The sequence below is a fragment of the Streptomyces sp. NPDC001515 genome (assembly GCF_053597115.1).
Map to the genome: position 1 here is coordinate 184778 of NZ_JBSFHN010000015.1, position 13811 is coordinate 198588.

A 13811-nucleotide genomic window follows, 5' to 3' on the forward strand; every position below is an offset into this window, starting at 1 on the left:
GCCTCGATCACCTGCGCTCCCTTCGGCCGGCCCCCCCCCCCCGAAACACCCCCCCCCCCCCGCACCCCCCTCCATATAGGACATGATCTGTCCTGTACGCGGCCTACTGTGGTTCTTGTTCGAGGGAACAGGCACCGACGGAAGGCAGAACGATGACCGCGAGCCAGACGAGCAACCGCACCGAGAACGAGACCACGGCGGTCAGCGGCGAGCGCGCCGACCTGCTGGAGACGCTGGCCAAGCAGCGTCACTTCCTCCGCTTCACCACCCGGGACCTGACCGACGAGCAGGCCGGGCTGCGGACCACCGCGAGCGCGCTCTGCCTGGGCGGCCTGATCAAGCACGTCACCTCGGTGGAGCGCGGCTGGGCCGGGTTCGTCGTGGAAGGGGCCTCCGCGATGCCGGACTTCACGCGGATGACCGAGGAGGACTTCGCGCGGCGGGCCGACGAGTTCAGGATGCTGCCCGGCGAGACGCTGGCCGGGGTGCTCGACGCGTACGAGGAGGCTGCCCGCCGGACCGACGAGCTGGTCGCCACCGTGCCCGACCTCGACCTGCGCCACGCCCTGCCGAAGGCCCCCTGGAACGAGCCCGGCAAGGAGTGGTCGGTCCGCCAGGTGATCATGCACATCGCCACCGAGACCGCCCAGCACGCCGGACACGCCGACATCATCCGCGAATCCCTGGACGGCGCGAAGAGCATGGGCTGACCCGGCGGCGGGGCGGGCGCGGCCCGGTGGCGCCGCGCCCCGTACCGCCCTCAGCCCACCACGTCCGGCTCCGGCTCGTCCCGTACCGCCAGGCCCGCCACCCACAGCGGCATCAGCCAGTGGGCGACGAACACCGTGGCGAGCACGGGGACGAGCAGGGCGGTGGCCTCCACGCGGCCGGTCCAGGAGGTGCCGGCCACGACCCCGAGAGCGAGGGCCAGCAGCAGGGTCGTCAGCCGGTGCGCGCGGGCCCGGACCCGGTCGCGCTCGCGGACCTGGCGCTCGTCGAGCACGGGCGTGCGCAGTTCGAGCAGGCCGCGCGTGGCGCCGTTCAGGACGCCGGTGGCCACGCACCAGGGCAGCACCAGGGCGAGCAGCACGAACGACGGCCACGCGCGCTCGCCCGTGTACGAGACGATGCCGGCGGCCAGGCCCCCGGCCGTCAGGGCGGCATGGGCGGCGACCGCCGTGCGGCGGCGCCCGGCCGTCGCGTACAGGGCGCTCGCCCGGCCGTCGTTCATCAGGGCGAACATCCGCCGGTCGTAGCGCGTGGGCGCGGTCCTGGCCGTGGTCGTCATCGCTTCCTCCCGTACACCTCGTCCGTGAGCGGGCGGAACGGTCGCAACGAGAACAGCGCCTCCACCGGCAGGCCGAAGAACTCGGCGATGCGCAGGGCCAGATCGAGGCTCGGGTTGTACTGCCCGCGCTCGATGTAGCCGATGGTCTGGTAGTGGACGCCGACCGCCTCGGCCAGGGCCTGCCGCGACACCGTGCGTTCCGCGCGGACGACCGCCAGCCTGTTGTGCACCTGCTCGCTCATGTATAAGAAGTACTACATCGTGACGCAGGCTCACAAGAGGACAACGCCGAGCGCCCGCCGCCCGCCCCCGTGGGGGTGGACGGCGGGCGCTCGGTCCCTGGGAGGATCAGGCGGCTGCCTTGATCGCGGAGATGTCGAAGGTCAGCTTCACCTTGTCGCTGACCATCACACCGCCGGTCTCCAGGGCCGCGTTCCAGGTCAGGCCCCAGTCGGAGCGCAGGATTTCGGCGGTGCCCTCGAAGCCCACGCGCTCGTTGCCGTAGACGTCGGTCGCGGAGCCGTTGAACTCCAGGTCGATGGAGAGCGGGCGGGTGACGTCCTTGATGGTCAGGTCGCCCGTGACGCGGTACAGGTCGCCGCCGAGCTGCTCGGCGGAGGTCGAGCGGAAGGTCATCAGGGGGAACTTCTCGGCGTCGAAGAAGTCACCGCTCACCAGGTGGCCGTCGCGGTCGGCGATGCCCGTGTCCACGCTGGCGATCTTGACGTCGATCGAGGCGGTGGAGGCGGCCGGGTTGCTGCCGTCCAGCTTCAGGCTGCCCTCGTGCTCACCGAAGGTGCCGCGCACGTTGGTGACCATCGCGTGGCGCACCGTGAAGCCGATGCTGCTGTGCGCGGGGTCGATCGTGTAGTCGCCGGTGAGGGCGGCCAGGGCGGGGTCGACGGCGACGGGGGTGGTCGCGGCGGCGGCGGTGGTGTTCTTGCGGTTGAACAGAGCCATGGCTCCTCCTCGGGGACGCGATCGAGCGGGGCTCGTCGTAGTTGTTTAAGCTTCAACGAGATTCACTGTAGACCCATCTTGTTCAAAGTTCAACATCCGGGGTTCCGGTTGTTACGGGACAAGGCGCGGCCGGGCCGTGCGGCGGGCCCGTGTTCACGTGACCGTCACCGCCCGCCCTCTGGCGGACGCGCGTAGAACTCGGGCAGTATCGAGCGGCCAACCTTGTCATGCACAGGAGGAGGAACCCCCCATGGTGTCCCGTATGACGCTGCGCCCCGTCCTGACCGCCCTCGCCCTCGTCCTCGGCGCGCTCTTCGCCCCGGGCATCGGCGTCGTCACCGGCACGACGGACGCCTACGCCGTCACCAAGCTCACGCACAGCCAGGCGACCGCCCGCTTCAGCTCCTCCGGCATCACCTGGTCGTCCTCCGGAGGCTGTTCCGACCGCAACGTCTCCACCTGCACCTCCTTCGACCAGCTCAACCTGGCGACCGCCCAGGGCGCCCAGACCCTCAAGAGCGCCACCGGCTGCGCCCTCAACATCACCGGCGGCACCGAGACAGGCCACGCCAGCGGCACCTACTCGCACTGGAACGGCTACAAGCTCGACTTCGGCAAGACCACCTGCCTCACGAACTACGTGCACGGCGTCTTCAGCTACATCGGCCTGCGCGGCGACGGCGCGCCCCAGTACAAGTCCGGCTCCGGCAACATCTACGCGGACGAGGGCAACCACTGGGACGTGACCTACTACAACTGCGGCGGCTGCTGACCCTCTCCGGACGCGCCCGCGCCCCCGCCTGACGGGCGGGGGCGCGGGGTCGGACCGGCGGATACGGCGGAATGCCCGGCCGGGGTTTCCCTCGGCCGGGCATTCCCTCCGTGAGGGCGTGCGGGCGTTCCTCCGCAAGGGCGTGCCGTTACGGGAGCGGACCCCCGTCCGCAGGGCCCGTGCCGTCCGCAGGGCCTGTACCGTCCGCCGGGCCCGTGCCGTCCGCCGGTCCCGTGCCGCTTTCCTGCCTCGTGCCGCCTGCCGGCCTCGCGCCGTCCCTCGGCCCCGCGACGGCCCCGAGCAGCCGGTAGGGCCGTGCGCCGGCCACGGCCTCCGCATGCGCCAGCGGTGCGTAGAACAGGCCGTGCTTCCCGTCCCGGCTCACGAGCACGTGCGCGGTGCCCATGCCGGGAGGCGGCGCCGTCCGCAGCCGGGCGGCGGTGGCCTCGGCCCACTGCGGGGCGGGCGGCCCCGGCTCGCTCCCGGAGCGCCCGACGACAACCGCGCCGGCCGGGTCGCCGCCCGTGCCGTCCGGGACGACGGTGTGCGCCGGCCGGTAGCGGACGAGTCCGGGGCGCCGGATGCCCGGGACCTCGCGGTCGATGCGGCCGATCATCTCGGCCCGGTGCGCGTGGACGAAGGCGAGGTGGGCCCCGTCGTCGGTCCACTGCGCGATGCTGAGCAGCGCCCGCCCGTCCGCGCTCGCGAAGCAGCTGAGCCGCAGGAACGCCTCGGGGCGGAAGCCGGCCGACAACTCCTCCCACTCCCCGAGCAGGGCGCGGGCCGCCCGGTCCTGGCGGTCCGGGGTGTCCACGATCCACTCGCTGATCAGTGTGGTCCCGGCATCGGGCCGGGCCAGGTCCGGTAGCTGAAGCGCCGTCATGCGAGCCTCCTCCGTCGTCGTGCGCCCAGCCTGGAACGTCGAGTGCGGTTGAGGTCAAGCGGGGTCCGCGGCCCCGGCCGAGGGCGAGCGTGATCCACGAGCCCCGGCCGAGGGCCGGCGGGATCAGCGGCCCCCGGCCGGGGGCCGGGGCGGGCTCAGGACCCCACGGCCACCGTGAAGCGCCTCGGATTGCCGTCGTTCGCCGCGCCCGAGACGTCCGGCTGGCCGTCGGGGCGGACGTCGTCGTACGGGAAGGCGTAGCCGATCGGGCTGTTCGCGTGGACGATCCGCGACCAGTGGTTGGTCACCGCGCCCTGGTAGTAGTCGGCCACCGAGGTGCCGTTCGGCTGGTCGGGGTGGCTGAGCATGATCGAGCGGTTGAAGCCGGCCGCCAGCCGGGCCAGCAGGGCCTTCTTGTCGTCGTTGTCCGCCGGGTTGTTGGTGAACGGCCCGTGGTTGCAGGTGAAGACGTCCTTGGAGACCGGCTTGGTGAAGGTGTGCCCGCCCTCGAACGTCAGGACGTCGCCGCTCACCCGGCCGGTGCGCACCCCGCGCCCGCCCTGGAGGTCGATGCGCAGATCCGTCGAGCGGTACTTCTCCCAGACCTGGTCGATCTGCGCCGTGAACAGATCGCGGAACGGCATCTGGTCCGGGCGGTCGAAGAAGGGCGCCATCAGGTTCTGCGGCGAGATGACCCGCAGGACCTTCCCGTCCGCTCCCCGGGTCACCAGCCGGTCCCAGGGATGGCCGTCGGCCGCCGCCTGGGCGATGAGCCGGTCCGCGATCCGTCCCACCGCGCCGTCCGGCAGCGGGGCCACCGTGTGGGTGGCGTCGCCCTCCAGGGTCAGCCCGATCGGCAGTGCCGTCACCAGGTCCACGTAGCTGATGTTCGCGTACAGCTGCTGCGGGTTGAACGTGAACTCGCAGAACGACCAGGTGCGCCCGTAGTTGGGGTCCGCGGCGGTGGCGAAGGCCGGTTCGACCAGGGCGGGGCCCGGGTTGAGGAAGAAGTCCAGGGTGTCGTCGCGGACGAAGTAGACCCGGGCACCGTACATCTGGGGGAGCGTCAGGACCACCGGCGCCCCGCCCGCCGCGTTCAGCGGGATCGCGCAGTCGACCGGCAGCGGGGTCTGGGGCGCGGCGGGGGAGTCGGGGCGGTAGACCCCGCCGTCCGCGCGCAGCAGCACCCAGCGGTCGGTGCCCTGCTCGTGGCCGGTGACGTACGCGTTGACCCGGCCCGGCAACGAGCGGTTCACCAGCGCCAGTTCACAGGTGGCGGCGGAGGCCGACGCGCTCGGGCTGAGGGCGCTGCCCCAGACGGGGTACGTCAGGGCGGTGGCGGTGGCGGCGACGCCGCCGGAGAGGAACATCCTGCGCGAGATCATGAGGCGACTCCGAGGTGTGGGGGGTGCGGACGGCTGTCGTCCGGGGAGGCGTCCGCGGTGCGCACCACTGTCGCGAGAGGCGTCACGGGCGTCAAGACTTAGGACTGAGAGCGCTCTCAAAAGCCGGGAGTCTTCACAACTCGATCGTTGGTGACGGCACTTGGCGGCCGTGACGGGTTCCGTTCGCCCCTTCGTGATCAGGAGCCGAACGCGGGAGCCCGCACACGGGCGACCGTCGGACGGTTCTCCGTCGCGTGGGATGGCGGTGAGGGGGCGGCTGCCCCGGTCGCGTGAGCCGTGTCCGGAGTCTGGGAACCACGCCCCGTGCCCGCGTACTCTCGGTAGTTATGGGGGAGTTGAGAGCGGACTGGCGGCTGCGACTGCGCCGCGGCGGACCGGACGGGCCGGTGTGCGGGGCCGGTGTGCTCCTCACCCAGGACCGGATGCTCACCTGCGCCCATGTCGTCGGCGAGCCCGACGCCCGGATGTGGGTGGAGTTCGCCGAGAACCCGGCCGTCCCCCCGGTCGGCGCGCGGGTCGCCCCCGACGGCTGGCTGCCCGGACGCGAGGGGCCCGACCGCGAGGACATCGCCGTGCTGGCCCTGGACAGCCCACGCCCGCAGGCGTCCCCCGCCCGGCTCGTCCGCACCCTGGAACGCGGCGGCGAGGTCTGGATCGGCGGCTACTCCCAGGCGTTCGACGACGGCATGTGGCTCGCGGGCCGGATCGGCGGCCTCCACGGCGACCTGGTGCAGCTCGACGCCGGGAGCAACGCCGAAGTGGTCCGGCCCGGTTTCAGCGGCGCCGCCGTCCAGACCCGGGGGCCGCGCCCCGGCACCGAAGAGGTCGTCGGCCTCGTCGTCAGCTGGCGCGGCGATCTGGAGCTGGACCTGCCGACCGACAACGACCTCGCGTTCTCGTACATGATCCCCGTCGACCGCATCGCCGCGCTGGTGCCGCTGGTCGCGGAGCTGAGCGGCCCGGACGGCTGGGACCGGGGCCTGGAGGAGCGGCTGCGGCAGTGGTTCGCCGGCAGCGGGCAGCCTGCCGTCCGCTTCGGCGTCGTGCCCCCGGGCACCGGCCGCGACCGCGCGCTCCAGCACCAGTTGCACCGCGCCCACCTGGTCTTCCGCGGCGGCCGGACCCGGCCCGAGGACCTCGTCGAGACCCTGGTGGCCCAACTGCGCCCGCCCCGCCACCAGCGCAACGCCTACCGCGACTGGCTCCTGGAGGGCGGCCCCGCCCCCGACCGCACGGAGGTCGGCCGGCCCGCCACCGGCCCCGTCCTCGCCGTCGTCGGCCTGGACCGCGCGCCCGACCCGGCCGCCCTGGTCCCGCTGCTCGTCCGGGTGCGCGCCCTCGGCTTCCGGCTGCTGATCGTCTTCCGCAGCGCGTCCGGCGCCGGACTGGACGAGGTGGCGGACCTCCTGCTGGTGCCCGCCCTGGAGGAGCGCGCCGAGGAACTGCTGCGCCGGGCGGAGCGCGCCGAACGGGAGTGGACCCGGCTGCACTCCATGGTCGACACCGCCTCCCTGCCCCCGCGTCCGGCCGTCACCGCCGCCGCCCGACGCCATCGGCTGCGCGAACTGCGCCTGCTGCCCGGCCCGCACGACCGGCTGGACGCCCTGAAACAGCTGTTACGGGAGTTACGCGACGACCTCGACCCGCCCGGCCCCGGAGGACCCACCGGCACCGGAAGGCCCGCCGACGCCGGAGGTCCCGCTGGGCCCGGGGAGCCCGGCGACACCGGCACCGGCGCCGGACCCGGGGAGCCCGGCGACACCGGGCGGCCCGCAGGACCCGGAGGGCCCGCCGGCACCGGACCCGGCACCGGACCCCGCACCGGCCGCGACGCGAGGCGCCGATGAGGATTCCCTGCCCGCACCGCCGTTTCACCGGGGCCCCCTGCGAGGGCAGCGTCGAACCCACCGGCCACTGCGACACCTGCGGCCGGGGCGAGACCGCCCCCGGGCTGCCCCCGCTCGCCGCCGCCCCCGCGCTCCAGGGCCCCGCCGGGCTCCTCGAACTCCCGCCGCTGGACCCGGGCACCGTCACCGAACGGCTGGCCGCCGCCGACCGGCCCGTACGCATCGTGATGACCTGCTCGGCCGAGTCCTGCGGCACCGCGTTCGTCCCGCCGCACACCGCCGCCCCGCCGCCGGACGAGGGGTACTGCCCGCAGTGCGGCGCCCCCTACTCGTACCGGCCCGAACTCTCCAAGGACGACCCCCCGCTCCAGGGCCAGTACCGCATCCGGGGCCCCATCGCCCACGGCGGCCAGGGCTGGGTCTACCTCGCCGAGGACACCCATCTGGAGGACCTGGTCGCCGTCAAGGGCCTCCTCAACCGCTACGCCGAGCGCGGTGCCGCCCAGGCCGGTGAGGAACGCCGCAACCTCGTCGCCATCCGGCACGAACGCATCGTCCAGATCCGCGACTTCGTCTCCAGCCCCAACCCCGACGGCACGGTCTCCGGCGGCTACATCGTGATGGAGGACGTCGGGGACCGCACCCTCTCCGCCGTCGTCGAGGCCACCCGCACCGGCGCCTTCGTCCTCGACATCGAGCACGTCGTCACCTACGGCTGCCAGATCCTGGAGGCCCTCGCCCATCTGCACGGCATGGGCTTCCTCTACGGCGACATGAAGCCGTCCAACGTCATCCACCACCGCGACGGCATCAAGGTCATCGACCTCGGCGGCGTCCGCAGGGCCGGCGCCACCGACCCGCCGCCCGTCATCACCCCGCTGTTCGCCGCCCCCGAGACCGAGGCCGGTGCCCCCCTCACCGTCGCCCACGACCTGCACACCGTCGGCGTCACCCTGGCCGAACTGGCCGGCTGGGCCGTCGGCGACGACGTCCCCGGCCTCGGCACCAGCTCCTTCCGGCTCGTCGTGGAACGCGCCACCGCCCGCGACCCGGAACGCCGCTTCGGCTCCGCCGAGGAGATGGCCGGCCAACTGCGCGGCGTCCTGCGCGAGATCCGCGCCCTGCGCGGCAAACGCGACCAGCCCGAGCCCTCCGCCCACTTCACGCCCTCCGCCGAACTGCTCGGCGCCCGGCTCGGCTCGGTCCCCGGCTACGCGCACTGGCTGGACCGCCCGCTCCCCGGCCGGCGCGCCACACCCCGCGCCCCGGCCCTCGACCCCGGGCTCCCCACCCCGACCGAGATCGCCCGCCGGCTCCCCGTGCCCCGCCCCTACCCGCACGACCCGCAGGCCGCCCGCTTCGGGGTCAGCAGCTACGACCCCGGCCAGCCGCTCACCCAGCCCGAACACGGCGAACCCTCGGTCGAGGTCTGCCTCCACAACGCCCGGCTGCTCCTCGGCCAGGACGGCTCCGACGCCCTGACCGCAGCCCGGGAGCAGGTCCAGGCCGCCGCCGCGATCCCCGGCCCCGGCCCGGTGCGGGAGTGGCGGCTGCGCTGGCACTGGGGACTCGTCGCCCTGCGCAGCGCCGACGTCCTGGACGACCGGACCGCGATGCTCGAAGCGGCCCGCGAGCACTTCGCCGCCGTGCACCGCGCGCTCCCCGGCGAGTACGCCGCCAAACTCGCCCTCGCCTACAGCTCCGAACAGCTCGCCGCTTCTCTGCCCGAGGCGGCCGGCCCGTCCGCGTACGAACTCTTCCGGGCCGTGCACGCCCGCAACCCCTCGCACGTCGGCGCCGCCCTCGGCCTCGCCAGGGCCGCGCTGGCGCGCGGCGACCGGGCGGCCGCCATCGCCGTCCTCGACCTGGTTCCGGACGAGTCGCGGGACCACACCGTCGCCCGCGTCGCCGCCCTGCGCGTCCGCGCCGCCCGGCTCGCCGCCGGGGACCGGCCCCTGCCCGAGCCGGCCGAGATCGACGCCTGCCTCGCCGCGCTCTCCCCGCGCGCCCCCGCCCCCGTGATCACCGGCGAGGAACCGGCCTGGCTGCTGCGGACCGAACTCCATGAATGGAAGCTCGACGCCCTCCGCGCCGCCGCGGAGCCGCCGCGCCCCCGGGGCGGCCCGCTGCGCGCCGGACTGCCGCCCCCGCCCGTGCCCGGCGAACGGGCGGTCCGCGCCGCACTGGAGCGGTGCTACCGCCGGCTGGCCCGGCAGCGGCAACGGCGGGCCGAGTACGAGCGGTTCATCGACCTCTCCCACGTGGTCCGCCCCCAGACCGGCCTGTGACCCGCCCCCCGCCTCGCGCACGGCCCCGCCCCCCCGACCCCGTCCCGCCACCGCTGGAGGCAGCCCCCATGGACGCGACCGCCCGGCCGACCGGGCTCGACTTCGGCGTCTGGATCGACGCGCGGCGCGACCAGCAGCCGCACCGCACCGCCCGGATCGAGGCCCATGTGCGGGTCGAGGCCACCGGCACCGGCCCCCGCGACGAGATGCCCGCGCTCGACGTGGCCCTCGTCCTCGCGCTGGACGTCTCCGCCGCCCGCCGCGAACCGGCCTCGGCCGCCCTCGCCGCCGCGCTGCGCGGGCTGCCCGACGGGGTGTCGTTCGCCGTCCTGGGCGGCGTCGGCGCCCAGGGGGAACCGGCCCGCTGCTATCCGCTCGGCGACCGCTGGGCGCTGGCCGACACACGGGAGAAGCGGCGCGCCGCCTTCAGCGCGGGAAGCGTCGCGGCGGCCCCCGGCGACCGGCCGCCGCCCGGATACCGGGCCTGGCTGGCCGCCGCCCGAGCCCTCTTCGCCGAACGCCCGCTGCCCCTGCGCCATCTGCTGCTGATCACCGACGGCGCCGGCGACGACCCGGCCGGCCACGACGCCCTGCGCGCCGAACTGGACCGCTGCGCGGGTGCGTTCACCGCCGATGTGCTCGCCGTCGGCGGCGACTGGGACCCCGCGCCCCTGCTCGCCGTCACGGAGACGCTGCACGGCGACGCCGCGCACACCCCCGACCGGTTCGCCCCCGCCGTCGCCGGGGCGGTCCGGCGGCTGCGCCGGGTCCGCAGCCCCGAACTGCCGCTCGTCGTCACCGCACGCCCGGCCGTCCGCGCGGTGGAACTGGCCGAGACCGCCCCGCACGCCCAGCCCCTCACCCCCGTCCACCCGCCCGGCGAACCCCGCCGCACCCTCTTCCCCACCCACCGCTGGGAACCCGGCGTACGCGACTACCTGCTGACCGTCCACGCCGACGCGAGCACCGACCCGCTCGGCGTCCTCCTCCAACTGGCCGGTGTGCGGATCGCGGACACCACGGCCGGACTGACGGTGCGCTGGCTGCCGCCCGGCGTCGCCGTCGGGCCCGGCGGCGGGGGCGAGACGCTCCAGGCGATGAACGCCGCCACCCGGATGCGCACCGCCCTCAACCGCGGCTACGCCGCCCTCGACCCGCTCAGCCGGAGCGAGGCCGAACAGCACTTCGGGCTCGCCGTCCGGCTCGCCACCGAGATGGGGGCGGACTGGGTGCTGGAGGGGGTGCGCAAGGTCGCCGAGATCGTCGACGGCGCGCACGGCGTCGTCCGGGTCGCCCCGGCCGTCGACCGGGGGACCGTGCGCCGGGGCCGGCTGGACCTCGCCACGGGCCACCGCCTGGACCTGCCCCCTCCGGCCGGGGACGAGGCCCGCCCCTGCCCGGACTGCCGCCACCCCGGCGGCCCCCGCGCCCGCTACTGCATCGCCTGCGGAAGGAGGCTGTGATGCGCCTGCCGACCCGCCGCCAGGGCCTCTCGCGCACCCGCCGACTGCTCGAACGGCATCTGCTCCTCGCCCTCGTCACCGGACTCGTCGCCCTGACCGCCCTCTACGTCTCCTACCGCGAGGTGCAGAACGCCGCGGGCGAGATGCGCACCCGCGGCGCCCCCGCCGTCCAGGGGGTCGCCGCCACCCAGCTGGCCCTGCTCCGCGCCCAGGCGGAGGCGAGGAGTTCCCACGTCCTCGGCATCGACGAGGTGATCGGCGCCGGAGCGCGCTACGAGAGCCAACTGGCCGCCGCCGACCAGGGCCTCTCCCGGCTCTCCGACATCCAGCTCGACGGGGAGCGCGGCCGGGGCGTCCTGGAGACGGTCAACAACGGCCTGCTCACCTCGTACAACAGCTCCATCACGCCCGCGGCCGTCACCTACGTCCACGACGACGCGATGCAGGCGCTGAAGTTCTCCGAGGCGCAGACGATCCTCACCCGGCCCGACACCGGGGTCGTGCCCCGCCTGGACGTCCTCCAGGAGCACCAGATGCGGCACGTGGCCCTGACCAGCTCGCTCGGCCCGCTCCAGAGCGCCGGATGGGCCGTCGCCGAACTGGCCCTGCTGGCCCTGGCCCTGATCTGCCTCAGCGCCCTGTGGGTGCTGCGCACCCGCTGCGGCCGCAGTCTCGACCCGTTCCTGCTGGCCGGGTTCCTGCTGGCCGTCGCCCTGGCCGTCGTCCCCCTGTGGGTCACCGTGCAGACCCAGCAGCGCCTGGACGAGGCCCGCCACGGACTGACGGCGATCGAACAGCGCGCCGGCAAGGCCAAGGACCGGGTCCGCGCGACCGACCCCCTCACCCGCGACGCGAAGGAGCTGGCCCGCGACATCACGGCCCTGGCCCGCGACCAGCGGTACGTCACGGACCGCTCCAACACCCTGCGCGTCCGGCTGGCCGCCCGCGACCGGCAGTCCGTGACGTACTACGGGGCGCTCGGCGGTTCCGCGCTCCTCGTGCTGCTGCCCGCCGCCGGCATCTGCCGCCGGCTCGCCGCCGACTACTGGAGGGCCGGATGACCCGCCGACCGCGGCTGCTCCTGCTGGTCCTCGTCCTGTTCACCGCCGTCTCCGGCTGCGGGCTCGGCGCCCCCGGCGGCAGCGACGCGGAGGTGGAGGTGACGATCCTCGGACCGTGGGCCGGCGAGCAGGAACGCCGCTTCAAGGAGGTCCTCGACGGATTCGGCATCCCGTACGCCTACCAGGGCACCGCCGCCACCCGCGAGGTGCTGCTGGCCGAGGTCCAGGCCGGCGATCCGCCCGACATCGCGATCCTGCCGGGCATCGGCGACCTCGTCGAGTACGCGGTGGACGACCGGCTCCAGTCGCTGAAGGGGCTGTACGACCCCGCCGAGTACGGCAATCCGTGGCGGCCCCGGGCCACGGGTGTCCGGGGCGACCTCTGGGTGCCGCTCAAGGCCGACCTGAAGTCCGTCGTCTGGTACCGCAAGGGCTCCGCCCCGCCGGCCGGCCCCGCCCCGCTCACCTCGTGGTGCATGGGCATGGTGGACGACGGGGCGTCCGGCTGGCCCGGCAGCGACTGGATCGAGGACCTGGTCCTCCAGCGCGCGGGCCCGGTGCTGTACGCGCGCTGGGCGACCGGGGACCTGAAGTGGACCGATGACCCGGTGGCGGACGCCTGGTCCGCCTGGGCCCGGATGCTCGCCGCGGACCCCGATCCCGGTCTCGCGACCGTGCACGGCATGCTGCGCGCCGACCACCGGGGCCCGGACGGCGGCCACGGACTGCTCTTCGCGGGCGGCTGCGACCTGGAGCACCAGGGCTCCTTCGCCCGCGCCTTCTACGGCGGTCTTCGCGACCGGGCGGCCTTCCGGGACTCCGCGGCTCTGCTTCCCGGCGGACCGTATACGGTGAAGGGCCACGAGGTGGCCGCCGACTTCGCCGCCCTCTTCGGCCGGAGCGCCGAGGCCCGGGAGATGCTGAGACGGCTCGCCGCCAAGGACGGCCAGGAGGCGTGGGGGCGTACCGGAGGGGTCTTCTCGGCCAACGCGGCCGTGGCGCCCAAGACGGGCCCGGTCGACCGCGAGGTGAGCCGGCGCTTCACCGACCAGGGCGTGCCGCTCTGCCTGGACGCCTCGGACGTGATGCCGGCGGTGGTGCGGGACGCGTTCTACGAGGCGGTCCTGCTGACCATGGCCCATCCGGCCGAACCGGTCCGCACCTGGCTCAAGGACGTCCAACGGGTCCAGGAGGCCCAGCCCCGCGACGCCCCCGGGCTGACCGGGGTGTGCGGCAGACCACAGTGAGTCCTTGTGGAACCCCGACAAACGAGAACGGGTACGGACTGGTACTTCGCCTGCATGGGTCAAGGGTTCTGTCAGGCTCCACCAGGAAACCGGTCAGGAGACTGTGCAGAGTCAACGGCGGCGTTTTCTTGGTCGGGTTCGTAGGGTCAGTACATGACCGTTGTGGACGAAACCCAGGGCGAGCCGAGCGACACCCGAGGCCGTGTGGCCGAACTGCTGGCACTGCGCGAGCAGGCCCGGCGCGGACCCAGTGACCGCGCGACCGAGGCCCAGCACGCCAAGGGCAAGCTCACGGCGCGCGAGCGGATCGCGCTGCTGCTGGACGAGGGTTCGTTCCACGAGGTCGAGCAGCTGCGCCGCCACCGGGCGACGGGTTTCGGCCTGGAGGCGAAGAAGCCGTACACGGACGGTGTGGTCACCGGCTGGGGCACGGTCGAGGGGCGGACGGTGTTCGTCTACGCCCACGACTTCCGGATCTTCGGCGGCGCGCTGGGTGAGGCACACGCGACGAAGATCCACAAGATCATGGACATGGCCATCTCGGCCGGTGCGCCGCTGGTCTCCCTGAACGACGGCGCGGGTGCCCGTATCCAGGA

The 13811-nt window shown here is 74.3% G+C and carries 13 protein-coding genes; 8 read left to right on the top strand and 5 right to left on the bottom strand.

The genetic code is table 11. The features are described 5' to 3' along the window. Positions 1–152: 152 nt before the first annotated feature. Complete coding sequence (locus ACWCXC_RS18110) at positions 153–710, top strand: DinB family protein (protein ID WP_450889784.1); 558 nt, start codon at positions 153–155, stop codon at positions 708–710. Positions 711–760: 50 nt separating this feature from the next. Here the strand turns inward: ACWCXC_RS18110 and ACWCXC_RS18115 are convergent, their stop codons facing one another. The 3 genes from ACWCXC_RS18115 to ACWCXC_RS18125 all read right to left on the bottom strand — a co-directional run bounded on the left by ACWCXC_RS18115 (position 761) and on the right by ACWCXC_RS18125 (position 2248). Then, a complete protein-coding gene (locus ACWCXC_RS18115; protein WP_450889786.1) occupies positions 761–1288 on the bottom strand; it encodes a hypothetical protein in 528 nt (175 codons plus the stop codon). Further along, positions 1285–1530: a helix-turn-helix transcriptional regulator gene (locus tag ACWCXC_RS18120; protein ID WP_383644409.1), complete on the bottom strand. Its 246-nt coding sequence runs from the start codon at positions 1528–1530 to the stop codon at positions 1285–1287. The genes ACWCXC_RS18115 and ACWCXC_RS18120 overlap by 4 nt, the downstream gene beginning before the upstream one ends. Positions 1531–1636: 106 nt before the next feature. Beyond that, on the bottom strand, positions 1637–2248 hold the full coding sequence (locus tag ACWCXC_RS18125; RefSeq protein WP_450889788.1) for a YceI family protein: 612 nt from the start codon (positions 2246–2248) through the stop codon (positions 1637–1639). 250 nt (positions 2249–2498) lie between these two features. Between ACWCXC_RS18125 and ACWCXC_RS18130 the strand changes: the two genes are divergently transcribed. After that, positions 2499–3020 (top strand): hypothetical protein, encoded by a 522-nt coding sequence (locus ACWCXC_RS18130; RefSeq protein WP_450680360.1) that lies wholly within the window; start codon positions 2499–2501, stop codon positions 3018–3020. A 148-nt stretch (positions 3021–3168) separates the two neighbouring features. On the opposite strand, the gene ACWCXC_RS18135 is transcribed toward ACWCXC_RS18130, so the two are convergent. Both ACWCXC_RS18135 and ACWCXC_RS18140 read right to left on the bottom strand, forming a co-directional pair. Beyond that, complete coding sequence (locus tag ACWCXC_RS18135; RefSeq protein ID WP_450889790.1) at positions 3169–3903, bottom strand: antibiotic biosynthesis monooxygenase; 735 nt, start codon at positions 3901–3903, stop codon at positions 3169–3171. Between the two features lie 155 nt (positions 3904–4058). After that, positions 4059–5288 carry a glycoside hydrolase family 64 protein gene (locus ACWCXC_RS18140; protein ID WP_450680362.1) on the bottom strand — a complete coding sequence of 410 codons (1230 nt, stop codon included), beginning with the start codon at positions 5286–5288 and terminating at the stop codon, positions 4059–4061. Positions 5289–5635: 347 nt separating this feature from the next. Here ACWCXC_RS18140 and ACWCXC_RS18145 point away from each other — a divergent pair, with 347 nt between their 5' ends. From ACWCXC_RS18145 to ACWCXC_RS18170, 6 genes are all read left to right on the top strand, one after another. Next, positions 5636–7156, top strand: coding sequence for a S1 family peptidase (locus ACWCXC_RS18145; RefSeq protein ID WP_450889792.1), 1521 nt, complete (start codon positions 5636–5638; stop codon positions 7154–7156). Then, entirely contained in the window at positions 7153–9444 is a 2292-nt protein-coding gene (locus ACWCXC_RS18150) for a tetratricopeptide repeat protein (protein WP_450889794.1), read from the top strand. Before ACWCXC_RS18145 ends, ACWCXC_RS18150 begins: the two co-directional genes overlap by 4 nt. Positions 9445–9512: 68 nt before the next feature. Then, positions 9513–10907, top strand: coding sequence for a hypothetical protein (locus ACWCXC_RS18155; protein ID WP_450889796.1), 1395 nt, complete (start codon positions 9513–9515; stop codon positions 10905–10907). After that, positions 10907–11968, top strand: a complete 1062-nt coding sequence (locus ACWCXC_RS18160) for a hypothetical protein (RefSeq protein WP_450680366.1) — start codon at positions 10907–10909, stop codon at positions 11966–11968. Before ACWCXC_RS18155 ends, ACWCXC_RS18160 begins: the two co-directional genes overlap by 1 nt. Continuing rightward, positions 11965–13215 carry a carbohydrate ABC transporter substrate-binding protein gene (locus ACWCXC_RS18165; RefSeq protein WP_450680367.1) on the top strand — a complete coding sequence of 417 codons (1251 nt, stop codon included), beginning with the start codon at positions 11965–11967 and terminating at the stop codon, positions 13213–13215. Before ACWCXC_RS18160 ends, ACWCXC_RS18165 begins: the two co-directional genes overlap by 4 nt. A gap of 153 nt (positions 13216–13368) precedes the next feature. Then, positions 13369–13811 (top strand): carboxyl transferase domain-containing protein (locus ACWCXC_RS18170; protein WP_450889799.1); only part of this gene is annotated, 443 nt, incomplete at its 3' end.